Source organism: Salmonella sp. SSDFZ54, assembly GCF_004010735.1.
In the GTDB taxonomy this organism is placed as follows: domain Bacteria; phylum Pseudomonadota; class Gammaproteobacteria; order Enterobacterales; family Enterobacteriaceae; genus Salmonella; species Salmonella enterica.
In genome coordinates this window covers 2371513-2396603 of record NZ_CP034819.1, presented here as the reverse complement: position 1 = coordinate 2396603, position 25091 = coordinate 2371513, and the positions used below count along the sequence as shown (strand labels likewise).

The following is a 25091-nucleotide window of genomic DNA, read 5'->3' as shown; positions in this document are numbered from 1 at the left end:
TCCTGAAAATGAAAACGGGCGACCAACGCCGCCCGTTTTTCAGAATGAAGGCAGAACTAGATAGCCCAACCGCCAGCATAAAAAGCGACCAGCGCGACCGCAATGACGACAGTTCCGATATTCAGCTTACGCCATTCGCCGGAAACCAGACGCCCGACGACCAGCGTGGCAAAGCCGATCATAATCCCGGTGACAATGTTACAGGTCAGTACAATAAATACAGCCGTTACCAGCCCCGCCATCGCATCGACGAAATCAGCAAAATCGATTTTCGCCACGTTACTCAGCATCAGCAGACCGACATACATGAGCGCCGGGGCGGTTGCGTAGACGGGAACGAGATAAGAGAGCGGCGAAAGAAACAGGATCAGCAAAAACAGCACGCCCACGGTAATCGCCGTCAGGCCCGTTTTACCGCCCGCCGCCGTACCGGCCGCAGACTCGATATACACCGCGGCGGGCGCCGCCCCGACCAGGCCGGAGAAAACGCTACTCAGGGAGTCGGTGGTTAGCGCTTTACCGCCATCGATAATTTGTCCGTCTTTGTCCAGCAGATTAGCCTGCCCTGCGACCGCACGGATCGTTCCGGTCGCATCAAACACCGCCGTCATCACCAGCGCCAGTACGCTTGGCAGAACGACAGGGTTTAACGCGCCCATAATATCCAGGCTGCCGATCAGCGAGTTGCCGTTTTCATCGCTCAACGAAGGCATGGCGAAAATGCCGGAAAAATGGACGTTAGGATCGAAGAGCAAACCCACAATAGAAATGCCAATAATGGTCAACAGAATGCCGCCGGGGACTTTCAGCTTTTCCAGACCGAGAATAACAGCCAGCCCCACAAGCGACATAATCACCGGGAAGGTATCGAAATCGCCCAGCGCGACCGGCAGGCCATCCAGCGGGTTTTTAATGACCAGGCCGACGCCGTTGGCGGCAATCAGCAACAAAAACAGGCCAATACCGATACCGGTTCCGTGGGCCACGCCCTGCGGCAAGTTACGCAAAATCCAGCTACGAATGCCGGTGGCGGAGATAACGGTAAACAGTACGCCCATCAGGAATACGGCGCCAAGCGCGACCGGGACGCTAATATGCTGCCCCAGGACCAGGCTAAACGCGGTAAACGCCGTCAACGAGATAGCGCAACCGATAGCCAGCGGCAGATTCGCCCAAAGCCCCATAACGATAGAGCCGACGCCTGCGACCAGGCAGGTCGCTACAAAGACGGCAGCAGGCGGGAACCCGGCTTTACCCAGCATCCCTGGCACCACGATGACGGAGTAAACCATCGCAAGAAACGTGGTTAAGCCAGCAACGACTTCCTGGCGAACGGTGCTCCCGCGTTGTGAAATTTTAAACCAGGCGTCGAGTGAACCGCCGGTACGCGCTGAAGGCGTAGACATAGAAAACATCCCCTGAGAATTTATTATTCGTCGGTATACGTGGGAGGTAATCCACTAACAGCGCAACGTTATCTCCTTGTGCTACATTTACGACAGCCGGGGCGCCGCAAAAAAGCAAACGTTTAGCTCCACATATACAAAACGGGTGGCAAAAAAAAGCAAACGATTATCCAGCGATCATAAACGCTTTTTCAACTGAACTTTGCCGCTTTTTATGCTTTTCTGCTTAGTATGCTCAATAAATCGCCAGACGATGCGCAAACGTTATCGTCCCTGCGCAATCCAGCAACAATTTTTCGCATCGCTGTTAGCAAATACGTTGCGCAATCTGCTCACAAAAACGCCATTATCCGCCGGGAATGGTAAACGGACCGCCCTGCTGAATCGCTCGCTGCCAGGCTGGACGCATTTCTACCCGCGCTTTCCATGCGTTGATATGGTCGAGATGAGCGATCCCGCCTCGGGCAAGCAGCGCAAATAGCGGGAAGCTCATCTGGATATCCGCCATACTTAACTGCTCTCCGGCAAACCAGGGGTGATTTGCCAGATGCCCGTCAATAAAGCGCGCATGGGTTTCCAGTTGCGGATTGAGGTACGCTTTTTGCGCGCCCTTACCGATCACGCCGCCCAACGTTCGCAGACCCAATGGTACCGGCGGTTTACCCAGAGAGGTAAAGAGCAATCTCATCAATAGCAAAGGCATGAGCGAACCTTCAGCATAATGTAGCCAGAATCGATAGTGTTGTTTCCCCTGCGCATCCGCAGGTTTAAAGCGTCCGATACTGTCGTAAGTGTCCTGCAAATATTCCAGGATGGCGCCCGATTCCGCAATAACCATACCGTGATCTTCGATAACCGGAGACTTGCCCAGCGGATGCACTTTTTTCAATGCCGGCGGCGCCAGCATGGTCTTTTCACGCTGGTAACGCACAATCCGGTAAGGCAACGCCAGCTCTTCCAGCGCCCAGAGGATGCGCTGCGAACGAGACTGATTTAAATGGTGCACCGTCAGCATGGCTGTCTCCTGTAAGGTATGCCAACTAACTATAGAAAATTATGGCAGTTGCCGTAAAAATTTCGGCTAAAAAATCAGCATTTCGCTGGCGAACAGGGCGTCGTCGCTTACACTTACAGTATCAACACAAACCGGAACCTCCACCACGTGCTCGATATGAGGGGTGTTGACGTCGGGGGAAACCCTCCTGTAATCAGCGGGATAGAGCGAAAGACAAAGACCGGAAACAAACTAAAGCGCCCTTAGCGGCGCTTTAGTTTTAGGTGAACTCAGCCCGATGGCCGAGTGCATGTTAATCATCTTCAAGCAGCCGGGCACCCGTCCCGTGTTCGCCAAGCCTGTCGCCTGGATTTCGCAGCGGACAGTCGCTACGCGATAAACAGCCGCAGCCGATACAACCGTCCAGCTCATCGCGCAACGCCACCAGCGTATGAATACGTCGGTCTAACTCTTCGCGCCACTGCGAGGAGAGCTGCTTCCACTCTTTCGCGCTTAACGTATGTCCTTCCGGCAAGATACCAAACGCGTCGCCGATAGTTGCCAGCGGGATGCCAATACGCTGGGCGATCTTGATAATCGCGACATAACGCAACACGTCACGCTTGTATCGCCGTTGGTTACCGCTATTACGGATACTGGTAATTAGCCCTTTGCTTTCATAGAAGTGCAGGGCGGACACAGCAACACCGCTACGTTTCGCAACTTCCCCCGGCGTCAGTAAGGCTTTTAAACGGGGAGATTTTTTTTCCATAAATCGCTTTACCTCAAGTTAACTTGAGGAATTATACTCGCCCGCAGACAAAACGACGAATCGAATACTGTTTAAGAGGCAACAATATGTCGCATCAGCAGATAATTCAGACCCTTATCGAATGGATTGATGAACATATCGACCAACCGCTAAACATTGATGTGGTGGCAAAAAAATCGGGCTACTCCAAGTGGTATTTGCAGCGGATGTTTCGTACGGTAACGCATCAAACATTAGGCGAGTATATTCGCCAGCGCCGTCTCCTGTTGGCGGCCGTTGAGCTACGAACGACCGAGCGCCCGATTTTTGATATCGCGATGGACCTGGGCTATGTATCGCAGCAAACCTTCTCGCGTGTATTCCGCCGCGAGTTCGATCGCACTCCCAGCGATTACCGTCACCGCCTGTAGGGCGTCTGCCCGCGTATCGTCAGAGGCGCGGGCGTTTGTTGTAGCCAGGAGATGAATTCCTGCGGTGGTAACGCCTTCGCAAAGTGCCATCCCTGACAATACTGAACGCCGCGTTTTAGCAACCAGCTAACCTGTTCAGCCGTTTCAACCCCCTCCGCAATGATTTTTAGCCGCAAACTTTGCGCCATTTCAATAATATGTTCCACAATCAAATGGCTGGCGCTATTAGTGGTTAGCGTGTCGACAAAAGATTTATCAATTTTTAAAAGGTCGACATTTAATGAGTACAGGTTATGCAAGTTCGAATAGCCGGTACCAAAGTCATCAATTGCCACCTCGTATCCCGCCTGGCGAAACGCCTGAATAATCGGCGTCATTTTAGGCACATCAATAAATCCGCGCTCGGTCACTTCAACCTTTATCTGTTGCGCAAGCACTGAATGCTGACGCGTTTTTTCATGAATCATCACAATTAGCCGGGAAGAGAGAAAATCAGCGGCAGAGAGATTGATAGAGACATAAAGATGCGGGTGCGCGGCCAGAAAACCACCTAAATCATTAAATACCTCTTCGACGACATAATCGGTGATCTGCTCAATCATCCCCTCTTTTTCCGCCAGCGGAATAAATTCGCACGGGCTCATCACCGGACCGTGATAGCCCGGCCAACGCAATAGCGCTTCGGCACCTACACATGTCCCGTTTTGGATATCAATGATCGGCTGATAATGAAGGCAAAGCTGGTGCCTGGTAATGGCCCGTTGCAGCAATCGACGCGGTGAGTAATATGCCTGCCGGGATCGTGACCACATAAATAAGACGATAAAGCTACAGATGATCCCTAACGGTAGCGTTAACGTAAGCTGATGAAAGAGGTTCTGGTAAAAGCGTTGCTTTGAGGTTGACACAATCGCGGCAACCGGTCGTTTTGCTGATTTAACCAGAGTATAGAAACGCTCACCCTGTTGGAACACAGGTTCACTCCGTCGTACCAAAGGTAATAGCTGATCAGCCTGCGCCTGTTCACTCAGGGAGAAAAAGGTGTTGGTCACCGTATCATACATTCCCCAGGCCAACGCCGGATCGTCTGACATCACCTCGCTATAAGATAAGGGATTGATAACCGCGACATAGTTTCCCCGCTGCATATATGTCATTTTATAACCGTTGAAAAAAGGCGTATCACGATAGTAATAAATAGCGATGTCAGGCTTTCGTTTATAGTCAGCGCGGGGAATAAAATAAGGACTTGTTGGCGTCATAACCGTAGAGCATAGAAAACGCTGGCCCTTAGCATAAATCAACTCATTAATGTACAAACGACCGCGGATAATATTCAGCATTCGCTGTTGATGGGCTGGCGTACAGGCTTGCCCCTGATATTGTTCAGCGGCATCGCGGGCTAAATCTGCTTGCAGGATAACCCGCTCCGTTTTATCTAATACCAACTGCGCAAATGAATGTAACTGATTTCTAGTTTCAGAGACTGCCCGGATATGAGCAAACCAGATCGCCAGCAATACAGGAAGTAACACCACAATGATCGTTCCGAGAAATCTCAACACCTTGCGTCGTGTGCTTTGACTCATTTTCAGCCTATTTCCCTGCATTATTTGTGACTATTGTTGGCAAAATAAGACGTGAACCAAATGGAGGTTTACGGTGCATGAATTTATCAATATTAGCAACAGACTTTTACCGATCAACATTTATCATTAATAACTACGCGCAATCTCTTTCGCATACCAGGCAGGACGCTAAATATTTTTGATAATATCAGATTTATACTCAAGTAAACGATGGGGTATACATCTTTACTCCTTTCTTTTGATAAATAACTTGATATTTTTATCAGGTCTGAATTTCACGAAAAAAATAAAAGAGTAGTAATAATACATCTTTGCTTTCCGGCAGTTTCTCTACGGACGCACAGAAGTCACACAAAAAATAAGGTTATAAAACGCACAAAAAATACATTGCCGATCTGGCGAATAAGCCTGTTTTTGTGATATAGTTCACAAAAACAATGAAACAGAAACAATGTTTCATTCGATGTTGATGTGACGTCCGTTGATAGCCAGAATGTCCCACGTTTCCCGGGAACAACGCCGTGCTGTCCTGGACAAAGGTCTATTCAGAGGAAATGTTTCATGGCTGCCATAACCACTGGTGTCGTTCTTCTCCGCTGGCAACTGCTGAGCGCCGTGCTCATGTTTTTAGCCAGCACGCTCAATATCCGTTTCCGTAAATCAGATTATATTGGTCTGGCGGTGATCAGTAGCGGTCTGGGCGTGGTATCCGCCTGCTGGTTTGCCACCGGCTTACTCGGTATTACCATGATGGATCTCGCTGCGATCTGGCATAACATTGAAGCCGTAATGGTCGAAACGATGAGCCAGACCCCGCCAGAATGGCCGATGGTGCTGACCTGATACGCCATCGCTGCCGCTGAAGTCGCCCACCGGTTATCTCAACGCGGAACCGCGCGCCAGGGGTAGCCTTGCGAACCATCACGTCCCTCGCATTGCCGTTGATGAGGGCCGCCAGGTGTGGTTATCCAAAAATGGCAAGTGGAATAGCCCTAACAGAATCGAGCTAAACTTATTGAAGACATTGCCGACTCGTTAAATGACAAAAAAGACCCGTTTGTGCAACGGGTCTTTTTTATTAAGCAGTACCACCTGATAACAGCGACAAGCGCTGCTTATTTTACATTAATAATTTATCCGGAGAACAATCACGGATTATTTTTCCACCTTTCATTACCAGAACCCGGTCAAAATACTTTATCAGATATCGACGATGCGTCACCATGATCAACGTTTTCCCATGAATAAACTCATCTAAGTTATCAAAAATTTGCTTCTCGGTATTCTCATCCAGATTTGATGTTGGTTCATCCCATAAAAAGACGCTGGCGTTACTGCTCAGACTACGTGCTAATAATAACTGCTGCTGCTGTCCGGATGACAGGTTTTTAGCCATAAAATTCACCGGAAACTTCAGCCCCATAGGATGTTGCAAGATAAAACCACAGTTCGCCAGATGAAGCGCCTTGAGTACCCGGCCCCTGTCGTTTTGCGGTTTTAACGCGAAATTACTTTCAATGGTTCCGGTGAATAAAACATCATGTGTCGTCACCACACTTAAATGCTGAGAAAAAAAGTTCTGCGATAAATGTCCTAAGTTATATCCATCATATAAAATGGCACCGTCTGTTGGCGAAAGGTAGCCAGATAGCATTCCCAGTAATGAGCTTTTTCCTGCTCCGCATTCGCCTACCACCGCGACACGCTGCCCCGCAGGTATGTCTATAGACAGTCGGTTAATAATCATCGGAGATTGAGCATCATACTGATAACTCACGCCCCGGATAGAGATATCGCCATTGCACTTTGATATTGACTGTAATGCCGGTGTTTTTTCTGCCTGATCTTCATCAAAAAAAGAAAGCAGATCCTTACCGGTTTTTTCTGCTGATAAAATAGAGATTAATGTAGAAGAAAAATTCGAAATGATCCCGGAAATACGGCCAGAGACAATGACAGATGAAACAATTGCGCCAGTGGTAACATCACCCTTGATTACCATAAAAAAGGCTATTACCATAATAGTTATTTGGGTAATAGATGACATACTCCCCAATATAGATTGATAGATAAGATTTAATTTCCTTATCTTCAGGTTAAGATACGACTGTTCATTTGATGTGTTGACCCAATCAAAAAGTAAACCTTGATTATTTAAGGTATGGATCATTTTAATAGATAAGAAAACTTCTGAGATAAAAATATTCCTGTTCTTCTGTCCTTCTTTTTGTTTGTTCATTAACTCATTAGTATAATGGTGGTTAACGAGGGAAATAATAATAGAGACGATAAACATGGTAACAGGGACAATAACGACCAGACCTAAATTTACATATATAACAATGAGAAATATAATAAATATTGGAATATCGGCTATACGTTGAAAGATCGAGTTTAATAAAACGGGTTTAATTTTTTGAAACTCATTCCATAGCACAAATGCTGATGACATGGATCTGCCATTTTTCTTTTTACTATACAGGACCGCTTCAAGAAATGCGATATCAATATCGACGTCATCCTGCCTTGCTGTGATAGACTGATAAATATCTTTCGAAGTACGAAGGATAAACTCAAAAACAATAAATACAGCAACAATTATAGCCACGCCAAATAAAGATGAAACCGAAGCGCTTGGAACAAGCTTATCATAGAACAGATTACTAAATACTGGAATAGTTAACGCAAAAATTGCCATAAAAAGAGATGAAAAGAAGTATTTAGTATAAAAAATCTTGTTCATCGATAAAGAGTTTTTTATGATATTTTTTACTCTTATACTATCAACAACTTTATTTAAAGGTAGTATACTAAATGCAGATAACTCTTTTAAATATTCATCCTCAATTTCAACATAACAGAGTTCACCGCGCGCGTTTACCAACTTTATTTTTTGCCCGCCGCTCACACACACCATCCACTTCATTTCTGGTGTTAATAGTAAAATCGGCATAGGCTCATTTAGTAAATCCTCACCATTATTAAATAATATATCCTGTAGAGAAAGCCCTAACGACAAAAAGAAATTCTTCATTTGTATAGAGTCGTCAGTGTTATTTCTGTCGTACTTTTTAAATCTTAAATTTATATCATCCTCTTTGATGTCAATTTTTATGTTGAATTTTTTAGACACTATAGATAATGCCGTTTCCGCACTTAAAAAATAAGGTTCTAGTTTTTTATCCATAAGTAAACCCCCTCACCCAAAGGTGAGGGGTCTCCGTTATTATGCGTGTTCTTCTTGATTATCTACAGGTAGCGTAACTTCATTAACGGCGAAAACATCAATAGCGCCGTTATTGTTGTGCCCTACAGAACTCGTGGAAGGGGAATCATTAATATCATCCTCGGTCTTTCCTCTTGCATTCATTGCGTTCACAATATCCGCCGAGGAGTGATCGACTGAGAATGTTTTCTCCTTAATCAGGAAATCATCGTCCTTATCAATGAATTTCACGTCCATAGTATATTCACCATCTTCCAAAGATAGCGGAACTTCGAATATTGCTTTCTGGTTAGTTATCGGCAGAGTAAACTCTTCTCCTTCAAACATAACACTGACATTAACAATATTCTCAGGTACTGATATTTCAAAAGAAGGTGTCTGACTAATTGAACGATCTATTTCATCCCCAGAGTCAGCGTTTAACAATGTAATACTATAGGCTGTCTCCTTCACCACGCTTTCTTCCGCCGCAGACGGCACTGTACGAAGATGCGTAGCGCTTTCGGCATTCACTGTTTCAGACTCCGGTGGAGTAACCGCTGTTGCCGTGGCGTCATCGCTCGCATCGTCATGCTGGCTATCCGCTGTTACCGTCACCGTTGAGTCAACCGTCACCTCCAGCGAAGCAGATTGCAGTGAGTTCCCCGCGCGATCCACCACCGTCACGCTCAGCGTGTAGGTACCATCATTCCAGGCGGCTGGCGGCGTGAAGGTCCAGCCATCCGCGCCTTGCGTCGCCTGATAGATGTCTGTCACGCCATTATGCGTCACGTTTACAGTCACCCCGGTCACATCAGCATCAATATGCTGCAGCGTGAACTTAGGCTGGGTGTGATTGTGATTCGTCACGTTATCGCTGTCTGAAGCGCCATTGTCTTCACCTGCTGCCAGCGCAATCTCCGGCACGGTCAGCGTACTGTCGATCGTAACGGTAATGGGTAACGAGTTTTTCTGATTACCCGCGGCATCGCTTGCGATTACCGATATCGTATAGGAACCATCAGCTAACGGTGTACCTGGCGTAAAGAACCAAACGCCATCGGCATTTTTTTCAGCATTATATACGGTCCCATTGATATCGACCTGAACGACCACAACATCGCTTTCCAGATTCCCGATAATAAAGGTAGGTTGCTTATCTCGCGTAATATTATCGCCCACCGTACCACTGTCTGAGTCTGGAGATAATGAAATAACAGGAGTCTCTTTCATGATATCGAGAGGGACATCATCACTCCGGTTACCAATCGCATCCACACTCGTAATGGTAAACTTCCCTTCCGATGGATACGGGATCGCCATACTCCATTTACCATTATCAGGAACGGTTAGCGTATAAGTATTCCCATTACTATCGGTTATTATTAGCTGAGATTTGGCTTCCGCCGTTCCCTGCATAATAATTAGATCGTTGACAATATCTGAATAAGTTACGACCGGAGCGTTTGGCGGCGTTCGATCAATAAATATTTCATGTACCTCTTCCTTACGGTTGCCTGCGTTATCCTCAATACTCAAAGTGATATCGTATTTCCCTTCCGGAAGCTGATCGGTCGATAACTCCCACTGCCCATTAGCCGCAACGACAGCGGTTGCCAGCGTGACCCCTGCCACGATTAATGATACCGTAGCGCCAATTTCCCCCATACCTCTCATGGTAATAGTGGAGCTATTACTCCACCAGTCCGTTTTCGATGATGATTTATTGTCATCAAGCTCGCTGGTAAATACCTGGATATGCGTATCGACCCAAATGGAATACTTTTCCTGATTGACGTTACCAGCACGGTCCGTAGATTTAACAGTGATATCCAGCTGGCCTTCTGTGAAATAAAGCGGGTTCACCGGCATCTGCCAGTGGCCTTTGTCATTAACCCAAACTTCCCCCACATTTAAGCCATTAATGATGATTTCTATTTTGCTATTGGGCTCGGCACTGCCACTAAACAATAAGTTACGTGTCGTGTCCGTTATATATATTTTGCCATCACTACCGGTCATCTCTGCTAACGTTTGTCCGCCGATAGAATCAATGGCGACAGGCGTCGTATTAAAGGTATCGATAGTAAAGTTTAGCGTTTTCGAGGTAGCCGTGTTGCCTGCTTTATCGGTGATAACATAATAAATGCTATGGGAACCATCGCCCAACGGTGACTCAGGTCGATAAACTTGATTTCTGTCCGTCACCGTGATCGTATCGACTAGCACTCCATCAATGAAAATCTGAACACTCTGGTTCATTTCTCCAAAAATACTAAACGCAGGCCGGGTTTGACTCGTTATACTATCATTACTGAAAATACCGTTATCAGATCCTGCCATCATAACAGGATTATCGATAAACGTACTGGTATCTATCGTGACGAGTAAGCGAGGCGATTCTGCCGTATTACCTGCCGGGTCTTCGGCAACCACTCGGATAGAATATTCACCATCTTTTAACGCATTATCAAACTGATAGGACCAGGTTCCATCTTCAAGCACAAGCACATTTGCCACGATCTTTTCATCCACATAAATATGGATTGTGGCTCCCGCTTCTGCGGTGCCTACTAACACAGGCTTGTTGTGACTAGTAATCAGATCGTCAAGTGAACCAGAGTTGCTCGCATCTTCAAGGTTGAGCGTTGGGAAGTCGGTTGATGAATCGACATCCACGCTATAATCCTTGCTCACTTCAGTGTTGCCAGCAACGTCAGTAATGCTGAAATGAATATTAAACTTACCATCATCTTGCAGCAGTATCGGCGCGCGCCATGTGCCATCAGCCTCAACCATAACAACGTTGACTAATTTACCATCGACAAAGATGCTGACCTGAGAACCAGCCTCCCCGACACCTGAGACTGACAACGCCCGGTTATTAGAGAGGGCCGGTAATGAATCTTCATCAATGTCAAAGACAGCAATTTGAGAATCGATTGTCACGGTTGTAATCGCAGACTCAACCCGGTTGCCAGCAGTATCCGTAGCAACAAATTGCACCTGATACTCGCCGTCGGCGCTATTTGCCGGCATGGTATAGCTAATATTACCTGACGAACTCGCCTCTACTGTGCCTTGTAACACACCATTAATATAAACCTGTACCGTCGCGCCGGGATCGGTCATGGCAACCAGTACCGGAGACTTATTATTGGTAATCAGATCATATTTATCACCGCTATTAGTATCCCGACTTAATGAAATATCGCTGATTTCAATCTGCGTATCATGTTCTATCAGAATATCTTTTTGTTGGCTGTTGCCCGCTTTATCTTCCGATACCACGACAAAGGCATTACTACCTTCACGCAGATCTAATTCTGCGCTCCATCGACCATCATTGCCTACCACCAGGGTAGCAATAACCACCCCCTGCGGATTCCTGATGGTTAAAGTACTTCCGGCTTCGGCAGTACCATCGATGGTGACATGAGATTTATTGGTGATCCAGTCGCCAACTTTGCCACTGTCATCAGCTTCGCGTAATACCACGGTTAACGGCGAAATTACTGTATCCAGTATTACATTCTGCGGACCAAACTCTCTGATATTGCCGGCAACGTCTTCAACTTTAAACGTTAATTCATAATTACCGTCATTACCCAAAGCGGGTAATACTACGCCCCAGTGTCCTGTTCCTGTGGTATAAGCAATCGCTTTTTCAACGCCATTCACAAAGATAGTGATTTTGCTGTTTGGCTCACTGGTGCCGCCAATCTCCGGCGTCACCGTGTTGATATATCCGCCCTCATGCATTCCAGATATATTCCATACCAGTTCAGCAACCTCGGTATCGATAGTGACATCAACGGCGGTGGAACGCAGTTCGCTATTATCGCGAGGGTTGACGATACCCACCTGGACGACATAATGGCCATCTTTCATTTCCGATAACTGGAAAGTATATCGACCCGCTGTATCCGCTGTCGCCTCGCCGACCTTCACGCCATCCACATAAATACTCACAATCGCATTAGGTAACGTGTTCCCAACCAGGGTCGGCGTTTTATTATTCGTGGTAAAGTCTCCTAAGGCACCACTATCGCTCTCCTCGCTGAGCTTTATGGTTGGAGGCGTGACATCAATAACAGGTATTACGACAGGAAAGTCGACCTGCGACGATTCATTACCCGCTTTATCTTTGGCAACAATGCTCACAACATAGGAGCCTGGCGCTAATACTGATGGCGGCGTCCAACTCCATTCGCCATTCGCATTGGCGTTTGCCGAACCGACCACTTTCCCATCCCACTGAATCATAATCGTCGAGAACGCTTCGGCGAGCCCTTTGAACTCAGGACGCAGGCTGGTTGCCTCATACTGATCATCAATAGATGGATCCGAAAGGCGAATGGTAGGATCGATCGTAACCGTATCGATAGTGAATCTTTCCTGCGTTTGCGCAGTATTTCCCGCGACATCTGTTGCGACGACGTTGATGGTATACATGCCATCCGGCAGTATATTCGGCGTCACACTCCAGTTGCCATCGGCGCCAACCGTAATCGTGTGTTTTAAAACCTCCCGACCTGACTTATCGTCAACAATGGTAATCACCAGTTTCGCATTAGGCTCTGCAGTACCTTCGAATTTGGGATTTTGCTTATTCGTAAGGTTATCGCTATTGGAGCTGCCGGTATCAGACGCTGGCTCCATTCTGACACTGACGCTTGTCGTGGTATCAATGGTAAAGGGCAGCTTAGTTTCAGAAGTATTTCCGGCAATATCTCTGAAGACAACAACGGCTTCATATACGCCATCGTTTAACGCAACGGGAACCTGAAATTCCCAGAGGTTATTGCCATTTGCCGTAACCGGATAAGAAACGCCGTTAATTCTGATTACCACAGTATCAATATCGGCGGGTACATTGCCAATAACGAAACGTGGTTTAGTGACACTCGTAATATTATCAACAGCGCTTTCGCCAGTATCATCCGCATCCAGCAAATCAATACGGGGATCAGAAACAACAGTGTCTATTGTGAATGATACCTCTTTGCTAATTTTATTACCTGCGATATCTTCAGCCACTATTTCTATTTTGTAAGTTCCATCCACTAACGGTGTATCAGGGGTAAATAGCCATTTATTACCTGCCCCCTGAGTCAGTGTGCTGGATTTCCCGTTTAAAATTACCGTCACGCTCTGCAGCGGTTCTCTGGCTGAAATTTCAAAACGTGGAGAGGTAATATTCGTAATACCATCCGTAGAATCCTTTCCGGCGTCGTCCAGCATCACGACGCTCAGGCCGTCAATCTGCGTATCCACGGTAAAGCCCAGCGTGGAATTTGCCGTATTCCCTGCCCGATCCGTCGCCTGGACATGGAGAGTATAATGACCATCAGACAATGCGCTACCTGCAGTAAATTGCCACTGCCCGGCCGCATTTTTACTGACAGGCGTCCAGTTTACGCCATCGAAAGAAACCAGCACCGATGTCACATCATCAGGCGTTGCAATTTCAAAAGAGGGACGGGTAGCATTGGTGACATTATCGTGATCGTTGACGCCGCTATCTGTTGTTAACGTAACACTGTCAATCTGAACCTGCGTGTCGATTTCAATCTTCAGTTCGGCCGATGTTTTGGTATTACCAGCAATATCCGTTACGGTAACAGAGATCGTATGCTGACCGTCAGACTGTGGTTGATCCGGCGTAAAGGTTAAATTCCCCCCTGTGTTTTCAATGGTGTAATCCCGACCATCAATATGAACCACAATGTGTGATACATCATTATCGACATTACCGATAATAAACACCGGTTTGTTAATCCTGGTAAGATTATCATTAGTATCATCACCAGTATCATGGGTGGGATCGAGTACAATTGTCGGCTCTCGCAGAGTCGTATCAATCGTAAACTGCAGCGTTTCTTGCGCAACGTTGCCGGCGATATCAGTCACATCAACCAAGAGAGTGTGTTGCCCATCAGGTAATGCCGAACCGACATTAAATATCCAGCGGCCATCCCCTCCTTTTGTGAGTTCAATCCAATTAGCGGCGTTATCGATTTTAACGCGCACATGGGTAATATCATCAGCGGTAACAATACTAAACTGCGGCTTGTCGACTTTGGTAATGTTATCTACATCGCTATCACCGCTATCTGTAACCAACGTGACGCTTTCAATTTCAGCCGTCGTATCTATCACAACAGGTAATGGTTTCGATGTCGCGGTATTTCCGGCCTTATCTTCAACCGTAACGGTAATATTATAAGAACCATCCGGAATGGCATTGCCTGGTGTAAATTGCCAACCAGCCCCAACCTTAGTCGCGTTATAATCATGACCATCAATCGTCACCACGACTTTGATAACATCGGGGTCAACATTACCAATCGTAAAGGTGGGTCGTGAAATATTAGTGATATTATCGGCGGTATTCGCTCCGGTATCTTGTCCTGCGTCTAAAGCAATAGTCGGAACCTGTATATTAGTATCGATATTAAATACTAAATCTTTATTCGCAATATTACCTGCCTGATCCGTGGCCTCTACGCGAAGGGTATATGTGCCGTCAACCAGAGTATTCGGGGTGTCAAAAATCCACTGTCCGTCGGCATTTTTGCGTATCACATTCCAGTTAGCGCCACCATCCAGGGTTACGCGTACCTGGATGACATCACCGGGAACGTCAATTCTGAATGACGGTTTAGCAACATTCGTTAATTGATCATTCTGCACGCCAGTATCATTAAGCAATACGATATTGTTAATGGTTGTCGTGGTATCAATACGCACCTCTAACGGTGCAGATTCTTTTACATTCCCCGCCAGATCTTCCACCACAACGGCTAACTGATATGAGCCATCAGCCCAGCTCGCAGAAGGCGTAAAGCGCCATTGACCATTGGTGAATACCGCCGCTTCCTCGTGCGTTTTACCGTTGTAAGTTACTTTGACCATCACGCGCGTAACGTCAGAATCAACCTGGCGTATGTCGAACACAGGCCGATCGTGTTTGGTGAGGCGATCGCCAACAGTACCGCTATCTTCGCCGGCCGCCAGCTCAATCACCGGCGTAGTCAACGAACCGTCTATCGTCACCTTTAAAGGCGCGGATGTTTGCTGGTTGCCTGCCACATCTGTTACCGTCACGGTGAATGTGTAGCTACCGTCCGCCAAAGCAGAATCCGGTCGATAGCGCCAGCCGTCGGCTGATTCGGTGAGTACCACCGTTTTAAACGTGCCGTTATGCTCAATACTCAATTCCACGTGTCGAACATCTTTATCGATACTCCCCAACACAAATACTGGTTGAGTGACGCTGGTCAGATTATCGTTCTTATTCTGTCCGGTATCCTGATCGGGCGCCAGCTCAATGGTTGGCGTCAACAACGTGATGTCGATAGTGAAATTGAGCGTCTCCGTCATCTTATTACCCGCACCGTCAGTCACTTCCACGGTCAGGGTATGCTGTCCCTCTGGCATATCCGTCGGCCAGGTGTAATCCCAAATGCCAGCCGTCGAACTCTTGATTGCAGTAACCCAGGTCGTGCCGCCGTCAATACTCAGAAGAACCTTTTCCACATCATCCGGTACCGAGATCTGGAACTGCGGACGCACATGTTTTGTCACATTATCGCCAGGGACGCCGCTATCGTTGACTAATTCAATACGATCAATGGCTATTTGCGTATCCACTGTCACCGTCAGCGGCGTAGACGGACGCGTATTTCCCGCCCGATCCTCCACTGTCACCGTCAGCGTATAATCACCGTCGCCCCACGGCGCTGGCGGTGTAAAGCTCCATCCTCCAGCCCCCTGTGTCGCGGTAAACGAGGTTGTCGTTCCATTATGCGTGACGCTGACTGTAACGTTGATAACATCCGAATCGATATTCTGCAGAATAAAGGTCGGTCGGGTGCGATTGGTCATATCATCGCCAGGCGTACCGGTATCATCCGTGCTATCCAGCGCAATGGTCGGCGTCGACAACCGGGTGTCGATGAAAAATTCAAGCGTTTGCGTCGCCGTATTGCCCGCTCTGTCGGTGACCATGACGGTTAGGGTGTGTTTTCCATCGCCCATATCCGTTGGCCAGGTATAGCCCCAGACGCCTTCGATACCCTGCGCCGCGCTCACCCAGTTTGCGCCCCCATCAATGCTCAGTTGCACAGAATTCACATCCGCCGGCACCGTGATCTCAAACTGCGGACGGGTACTGTTAGTTAGATTGTCATCAGGCACGCCATGATCATTGACCAATGTAATATCAGTAATGCTGGTTTGCGTATCTACCGTCACTATCAGCGGCGTGGACTGGCGGACATTCCCCGCGTTATCCTGGACTTCTACCGTTAGCGTATAGCTACCGTCCGCCCAGTCAGCATCTGGCGTAAAGCGCCACTGTCCTCCAACCTGGGTTAGTGTCACTTCCTGGCTATTGCCGCCCTGTGTGATCCGCAAAATGACCGAGTGCGCATCGGCGTCAATATTGCCAATGGTAAAGCCCGGTCTTTTGACGCTCGTAATATGATCGCCAATGGCGCCTGTATCGTCCCTGCTATCCATAGCGATGGTAGGCGTTGACAGCCGGGTATCAATGGTAAAATCGAGCGTCTGCGTCGTCTGGTTTCCCGCCTTATCGGTCGCTTCTACCGTCAGGGTATGTAGCCCGTCGGTCACATCTTTCGGCCAGGTGTAATCCCAGATCCCTGCCGTGCCCTGTGTTGCACGAACCCACGTATTACCGCCGTCGATACTCAGACGTACCTCGTTGACATCCCCTGGCACCGTGACGCGGAAGTGTGGACGAACGTCATTGGTCAGGTTGTCGCCGGGAATACCGTTATCATTAACCAGTTCAATATCATCAATGGCAATATGGGTATCGACCGTAACCGTCAGCGGCGCTGAGTATTTTACGTTACCCGCATCATCCTCCACCCTCACCGTCAGCGTATGACTGCCATCCGCCCACATACCGGTCGGTGTCACGCTCCAGATGCCGGTCGCGCCTTTGGTGGCCGTCAGCACCTCTTTCGTGCCGCCATGCTGTACCTCAACCGTGACATACCGTGCGTCCGCGTCAATATTGCCCAGTATAAACGTCGGCTTATTCACGCTGGTCAGGTTATCGCCTTTTGTTCCGCTGTCGTCCGTGCTGTCCAGAGCGATAGTCGGTTCTGACAGTAGGGTATCGATGATGAAGTCCAGTTTCTGCGTCGTCTGGTTTCCCGCCTTGTCGGTCGCCTCCACTGTCAGGGTATGCTTACCCTCTCCCACATCAGCCAGCCAGGTATAATCCCAGACGCCCGGCGTCGCGCTCTGGGTAGCGTTGAACCACGTCTTGCCGCCGTCAATGCTCAGGCGTACCTCGTTAACATCCGTCGGTACCTTCACCTGGAACTGCGGACGCACGTTATTAGTCAGATTATCGTCGGGAATACCGCTGTCATTGACCAGTTCAATGTTATTAATGGCGATTTGCGTGTCCACCGTCACCGTCAGCGATGCAGAATGACTGGTGTTCCCCGCTTTATCTTCGACTGACACACTCAGGGTATAATCACCCGCCCCCCATGATGTCGGCGGCGTAAAGGACCATCCTCCTGCGTCTTTAGTCACGTCAAATGTGGTGGTGACGCCGCCATGCTCTACGCTGACCGTAACGCGAACGGCATCATCATCAATATGTTGCAGGTTAAATGTCGGCTGGGTGCGATTGGTCATGTTATCGCCCTGGATGCCGGTGTCGTCCGCGCTATCCAGTACGATGACCGGCGTCGACAGCGTGGTATCAATAGTGAAGTCGAGCGTCCTGGTCACCGTATTGCCTGCGTTATCAGTCGCTTTCACCGTTAACGTGTAGTCATCATCTGCCAATGTCTTTGGCCAGGTATAATTCCAGACGCCCGACGTCGAGCTTTGCATCGCCTTAACCCAGGTTACACCGCCGTCAATACTCAGACTGACTTCGTTGACATCCCCTGGCACCGTGATGCGGAAATGTGGATTGGCGTCGTTAGTTAGATTGTCGCCCTTAGTACCGCTGTCATTAACCAGTTCAATATCATCAATGGTGATTTGGGTATCGACCGTAATCGTCAGCGGCACTGAGTATTTTACGTTACCCGCTTCATCCTCCACCCTCACCGTCAGCGTATGACTGCCATCCGCCCACATACCGGTCGGTGTCACGCTCCAGATGCCGGTCGCGCCTTTGGTGGCCGTCAGCACCTCTTTCGTGCCGCCATGCTGCACCTCAACCGTGACATACCGTGCGTCCGCGTCAATATTGCCCAGTATAAATGTCGGCTTATTCACGTTGGTCAGGTTATCGCCTTTTGTTCCGCTGTCGTCCGTGCTGTCCAGAGCGATAGTCGGCTCTGACAGTAGGGTATCGATGTTGAACTCCAGGTTCTGTGTTGCCTTGTTTCCCGCCGCGTCGGTCGCTTCCACCGTCAGAGTGTGAGAACCGTTAGCCACATCGGTCAGCCAAGTGTAATCCCAGACGCCCGGCGTCGCGCTCTGTGTGGCGTTAAACCACGTTTTGCCGCCGTCAATGCTCAGGCGCACCACGTTGACATCCGTCGGTACCGTCACCTGGAACTGCGGGCGCACGTTGTTGGTCAGATTGTCATTGGGGATACCACTGTCGTTAACCAGTTCAATATTGTCGATGCCGATTTGGGTATCGACAGTGACCTTCAGCGGCGCTGAGTGGCGAATATTACCCGCCTCATCTTTCACCGTTACCGTCAGCGTATAGTCGCCATCAGTCCACGCGCTGCCGGGTACAAAACGCCACTGCCCGTTAGTCTGCGTCAGCTCCACCTCCTCGCTGTGACCATCGCGCATCACCTGCACGACGACCTGAGTCACGTCAGAATCAATACCGCCGATAACAAAACCCGGCGTTTTAACGTTAGTCTTATTATCGTTGGCGGTGCCGCTATCATCTGCGCTGTCCAGCGTGATGGTCGGTGTCGACAATGTGGTATCAATGGTAAAATTGAGCGTTTCCGTCGCCGTGTTGCCTGCAACATCGGTTGCTTTCACTGTCAGGGTATACGTATTTTCGACCAGATCTGTCGGCCATATATACTCCCAAACGCCGTCAGACGTCAGCGTTGCGTTAACCCAGTTGATGCCGCCATCAAGACTCAGTTGCACAGAGTTCACGTCCGTCGGTACCGTAATATGAAACTGTGGACGTGCTTCATTGGTCAGGTTATCCCCGACAATACCCGTGTCATTAAGAAGCTCAATGCGATCAATAGACGTTTGCGTATCGATAGTCACCGTCAGCGGCGCAGAATAATTTGTATTACCCGCCTTATCTTCTACCTTTACCGTCAACGTATAGTCGCCATCGGTCCAGGCTGCGCCCGGCGTAAAGCGCCACACACCGCCGTTCTTAATCAACTCTATCTGTTGGTTCTTACCATCATGCGCCACCGTCACCACCACTTTGGTCACGTCGGCGTCGATATTACCGAGGGTAAAGCCTGGCATCTTAACGTTGGTGATGTTATCGCCAGCGGCGCTGTCATCCGCACTGTCCAGGGTAATCGTCGGTTCTGACAGCATGGTATCGATGATGAAGTCCAGTTTCTGCGTCGTTTTGTTTCCCGCCTTGTCGGACGCTTCCACCATCAGGGTGTGAGGGCCGTTAGCCACATTCGTCAGCCAGGTATAATCCCAGACGCCCGACGTCGCGCTCTGCGTGGCGTCAAACCACGTTTTGCCGCCATCAATACTCAGTCTTACACCGTTAACATCCGCCGGTACTGTCACCTGAAAGTGCGGGCGCGCTTCATTGGTCAGATTATCGCCGGGGATACCGCTGTCGTTAACCAGTTCAATACGGTCAATGGCGATATGCGTGTCCACTGTCACCGTCAACGGCGCGGACTGCTTCACATTTCCGGCCCTATCTTCTACCTTCACCGTCAGGATATAGTCGCCGTCCCCCCAGTCGCTGGTCGGCGCAAAGCGCCACTGTCCGCCGGTCTGAACCAGTGGCACCTCCTGTTTAATGCCATTGTGCATTACCTCCACTATCACCCGGCTGACATCGGTATCAATATTGTTGAGGGTAAAGCCCGGCGTTTTAACATTGGTGATATTATCGCCCGCGATGCCGCTGTCATCTGCGCTGTCCAGCGAGAGGGTCGGCACAGACAGAGTGGTATCGATGGTGAAATCAAGTTCCTGCGTCGTCTGGTTTCCCGCCTTGTCGGTCGCTTCTACCGTCAGGGTATAGCCTCCGTCGGCCACATCATCCGGCCAGATATAATCCCAGGCGCCCGGCGTCGCGCCCTGAGTAGCGTTGAACCACGTCTTGCCGCCGTCAATGCTCAGGCGCACCACGTTGACATCCGTCGGTACCGTCACCTGGAACTGCGGACGCACGTTATTAGTCAGATTATCGTTGGGAATACCGCTGTCATTGACCAGTTCAATGTTATTAATGGCGATTTGCGTGTCCACCGTCACCGTCAGCGATGCAGAATGGCTGGTGTTCCCCGCTTTATCTTCGACTGACACACTCAGGGTATAATCACCATCCGCCCACGCCCCTGTCGGCGTAAAGCTCCATCCGCCTGTGCCTTTCGTGGCGTCAAATGTGGTGGTGACGCCGCCATGCTCCACGCTGACCGTAACGCGAACGGCATCATCATCAATATGCTGCAGGGCAAATGTCGGCTGGGTGCTATTCGTCATGTTATCGCCCTGGATGCCGGTGTCGTCCGCGCTATCCAGTACGATGACCGGCACTGACAGCGTGGTATCCACCGCGAAATCGATGGTCTTCGTCACTGTATTGCCTGCTTTATCAGTCGCTTCCACCGTTAGCGTGTATTGACCATCTGCCAGGTCTGTCGGCCAGATATACTCCCAGCTTCCTGCCACGCCCGGAGTTGCCTGAACCCACGAATTACCACCGTCAATGCTCAGACGGACTTCATTGACATCCGTAGGTACCGTCACACGAAAGTGGGGACGGTCGTCGTTGGTCATATTATCGCCTTTCACGCCGCTATCGTTGACCAGTTCCACCCCATCAATGGCGATTTGGGTATCGATAACGACCGTCAGCGGCGCTGAGTAGTTGGTATTTCCTGCCTTATCTTCTACTTTCACCGTTAACGTGTAGCTGCCATCCGCCCACGTATTCCCTGGTGTAAATAACCAACTACCATTGAGGTGAGAAAGTTCGATCTCTTCGCTCACGCCATTGTGCATCACCTGTACGACGACCCGATGCGCATCGGCATCAACACCGGAAATAGCAAAACCTGGCTTATTGATGTTGGTCAGGTTATCGCCTGTCACCCCCGTATCATCCTTAGAAAGCAGGGAAATCACCGGCGTTGATACTGTGGTATCGATAGTAAAATCGAATACCGCGCTGTTCGCTTTATTACCCGCAATGTCCTCAACCTTGACATAAACCTGATGCAAGCCTTCCGTTAAATCTGAAGTAAAGGTATAGGCCCATGAACCATCAGGTTGTTGCGTGGCAACACCGATCTGCGTATCAGACGCGGCATCCCATACCTGAACACTGATAATGTCCGGATCAATATCTTTTAGGTGCAAGGTAGGTTTAACGATATTCGTTAAATTATCATCTGCAATTCCCGAATCTGAATCCGGGCTCAATGAAACTATCGGTATTGAAATAGCAGTATCGACGCTAATTAAGAAAGGATCCGAATGGGCAATGTTGCCAGCGATATCTTCAACTGAAGCGGTTATTCTATGATCGCCATCAACCAAACCTTGATCGGCTTTCAGGGTATACTCCCATCTGCCATCTTTATTTGTTCTGACCTCAGCGATCAGTGCGCCATCAACATAGAGTTTAACCGTTGAATAGGGTGCAGCGGTCCCTGTCAGTGCAGGATTCTTTTCATTAATAATATGGTCTGTATTATCAACCCCCGTATCGTTGACCAACTCTATTGTTGGTTTTTGCGTTTGCGTTACGATTTGGAAATTATACGCTGATGAGGAGGCAGTATTACCGGCAATATCTTCTACCTTTACCGTTACGTCATGCGAGCCATCGGATAACGCTGTGGTAAATTGAAAATTCCATACACCATCATCGCCAACAATAGCCTCGCCACTTAACACACCGTCAACATAGATGGAAACCTTAGCATTAGCTTCAGCCATCCCGGTAAACAACGGCGTATTAATTTTAGTAATCATATCGCCTTTAACGCCAGAGTCAGCGCTATCATGCAACATAACAGTAGGGATCGGCGTAAAGCTATCAATGGTAAGCTGATAATCTACAGATGACGTTCTTCCTAAAGGATCGATGGATTCAACCGTAATCTTATAAACATTGTCAGACAGATTTCGGGAAATATCAAAATTCCAGTTACCGTCTGCATCCGCAGTCGTCACGCCTATCGTTTTACCATCGATAAGGATATTTACGGTAGCAAACCTATCCGCTGTTCCCAGTAATGTCAGAGCATTATGTTTATTGGTAATCCAGTCGCCTTTTGCACCGGAATCATCACTGGCATCGAGTTCCGCTTTTGGAGGTACAACTTCAGTTTGAATAGTAAAAGAATATTTAACAGTAGAGGATTTATTGCCGGCGGCATCCTGAGAAATGATTTCAATATCATAGGCGCCCTGAAGAAATTTATTACTAAACTGATAATTCCAGGTCCCGTTTGAATCAACCTCAATGCTGTCATATAATTTACCATCTCGCATCAATAAGATGGTAGACTTTGGCTCTGCCGTACCGACTAAAGCCGGTAAATCATTCCCTGATAAAATTATACCATTCGGCAAAACAACATAATCCTCCAAAGAAACCGTCGGAGGTACAGGGGCAATAGTATCAATAACGTAACTAAAGGAAAAATCCTTTTTGTTGCCAGCGACATCTTCAACAGTGAACGTAAGATTGTTAATCCCTTCCACTGAGTCGGAAGTGAAATTGAACGTCCATTCACCCTGGTCATTCGCTTTAAAAACAACCTCTTCGCCAGTCTCACTATTTATGACACTGATAATAGCATTTGGCTCAGTTTTACCTGTAAAGGTTGGGCGAGTATTGTTAGTAACGTTATCACCGACAATACCGCTATCATCAGTCGTTTCAATCTCAGCGCTGAAATAGCTGATACGTGTATCAATAGTAAAAGGCAGATTTGCCGTCGCTGAGGTATGCCCGGCAATATCAGTAGCTGTTGCTGTTATATTGTATTCGCCATCCTTGAGCGGCGTAGTAAGCGTATAGCTCCATGTCCCATCTTTAGCAACAATGACCTCACCAAGATGTTTAAGTCCAAGATAAATAGAGACTGTAGAACCAGGTTCCGCCACACCAATAAATGTTGGCAGGGTGCTATTAGTAATGTTGTCATTTTTAATGCCGGAATCACTACTATCATCCAGCTCAATCGTCGGCTTTTCCGGAGGAATGGTGTCGGTTATGATACTATCCGTCGTTTCGTTTTTATTACCTGCTTTATCTACAGCAACGACTTTTATACTATTTTCGCCCTCAGATAATTCATTATCCTTAAATTCATAACTCCAGTTTCCATCTTTATCGACATCAACGCTGGCAACCAGTTTATTATCTACATAAATGTCAACCTTAGCATTCTCTTCCGCCGTACCAACAATTGAAGGCGTCAAGGTCGGCGTTAAGCCCTTATGACCGGACACACTACTTTCAGGCGAAAGTTCAAATGTTGGCTTATCGGTAACGGAATCGATAGTAATGACAAGTTTGGCGCTACCGCTTCCATCAGCAGTCTTGGCCTCTGCCTCCAGATTGTATGTTCCATCAGTCAATGTTTCAGGCGCAGTGAAGGTGAAGTTACCCAAACTATCCGCTACAGCCTGACCGACAGCAATACCATTAATTTTAATAATGACCGTGGCATTGGGGGCAGTGCTACCTACAAACTGAGGTTTGGTAAAATTAGTTATACTATCATCTTTACTACCACTGTTACTTTCGGCCGCAAGCGCTAATGTGACTTTAAGCGGCTCTTTAACAGACTCGGCATCGAGCTTATTTTCCTCATTTTTACTGCTATTACTTTTGCCAGTGCTGGTATTTTTATTAATAGGTTGAGGAAGAACTTTTTCAGCATCGTTCTGTTTAGAAGCCTGCGTTGCTTTAGCCTGTGTATTTTGCTGGGAAGCATCGCTTTGCTGAGCCAGATTGTCTTTTGCTACATTGTCAGCCAAAAATTCCTGCAGCATTTCTTCCATTTGCTTTGACGAGTTCTGTACTTCAAACGCTTCATTGAGCGCTTTTTCTGCAGCCTCCTTAGCTTTCTCTGCTTCTTCCTTCGCCTTATCAGCTTCTTTCTTTGCGTTTTCAGCATCGTCAAGCTGCTTTTTTAATTCCTCTTCTTCCTTCTTATTTCGTCGTTTGCCATTACCTTTCTTTTCTACCTGAGCAGAATCAACCAATGAGCTGTCAATTCTCTCTAGTTGAATATCTTTTAAATCTACGCTGCCCAGAATTTTAGCGCCAGTAATAGTCTTATCTTTAAATTTAACAGCGAGGTTATTGCCTTTGATACTTGAATAAAGAGCGCCATTGACAATGATCACTGAACCACGCGGCGTGGTAATGTTCATGTCTGGCCCGGAAAGAGAAACTTTTGCGCCTTTGGCATTACCCAAAGAAGATAAATCAATTACAGAATTTTGATCGGCAAAAAACTTTTGTATGCTTTTATTTCCCATAATATTAT

General features: G+C 48.0%; 8 protein-coding genes. 2 read left to right on the top strand and 6 right to left on the bottom strand.

All coding sequences use genetic code 11. The features are described from left to right. Positions 1 to 56: 56 nt before the first annotated feature. From ghxP to soxR, 3 genes are all read right to left on the bottom strand, one after another. On the bottom strand, positions 57 to 1406 hold the full coding sequence (gene ghxP / locus EOS97_RS11885; protein WP_000106907.1) for a guanine/hypoxanthine transporter GhxP: 1350 nt from the start codon (positions 1404 to 1406) through the stop codon (positions 57 to 59). Positions 1407 to 1752: 346 nt separating this feature from the next. Beyond that, positions 1753 to 2421, bottom strand: a complete 669-nt coding sequence (locus EOS97_RS11880) for a glutathione S-transferase family protein (RefSeq protein ID WP_000958582.1) — start codon at positions 2419 to 2421, stop codon at positions 1753 to 1755. 292 nt (positions 2422 to 2713) lie between these two features. Further along, on the bottom strand, positions 2714 to 3172 hold the full coding sequence (gene soxR / locus EOS97_RS11875) for a redox-sensitive transcriptional activator SoxR (RefSeq protein ID WP_000412686.1): 459 nt from the start codon (positions 3170 to 3172) through the stop codon (positions 2714 to 2716). Positions 3173 to 3258: 86 nt separating this feature from the next. Here soxR and soxS point away from each other — a divergent pair, with 86 nt between their 5' ends. Then, positions 3259 to 3582 (top strand): superoxide response transcriptional regulator SoxS, encoded by a 324-nt coding sequence (soxS, locus tag EOS97_RS11870; RefSeq protein ID WP_000019483.1) that lies wholly within the window; start codon positions 3259 to 3261, stop codon positions 3580 to 3582. Here the strand turns inward: soxS and EOS97_RS11865 are convergent. Beyond that, positions 3570 to 5171, bottom strand: a complete 1602-nt coding sequence (locus EOS97_RS11865) for an EAL domain-containing protein (protein WP_000083648.1) — start codon at positions 5169 to 5171, stop codon at positions 3570 to 3572. The genes soxS and EOS97_RS11865 overlap by 13 nt on opposite strands. A gap of 561 nt (positions 5172 to 5732) precedes the next feature. Here EOS97_RS11865 and EOS97_RS11860 point away from each other — a divergent pair. Then, complete coding sequence (locus EOS97_RS11860; RefSeq protein WP_000719058.1) at positions 5733 to 6014, top strand: YjcB family protein; 282 nt, start codon at positions 5733 to 5735, stop codon at positions 6012 to 6014. 277 nt (positions 6015 to 6291) lie between these two features. On the opposite strand, the gene siiF is transcribed toward EOS97_RS11860, so the two are convergent. Together siiF and siiE are read right to left on the bottom strand one after the other, a co-directional pair. Further along, on the bottom strand, positions 6292 to 8358 hold the full coding sequence (siiF, locus tag EOS97_RS11855) for an SPI-4 type I secretion system protein SiiF (RefSeq protein WP_127836152.1): 2067 nt from the start codon (positions 8356 to 8358) through the stop codon (positions 6292 to 6294). Positions 8359 to 8397: 39 nt separating this feature from the next. After that, complete coding sequence (gene siiE / locus EOS97_RS11850) at positions 8398 to 25083, bottom strand: non-fimbrial adhesin SiiE (RefSeq protein WP_127836151.1); 16686 nt, start codon at positions 25081 to 25083, stop codon at positions 8398 to 8400. Positions 25084 to 25091 lie beyond the last annotated feature (8 nt).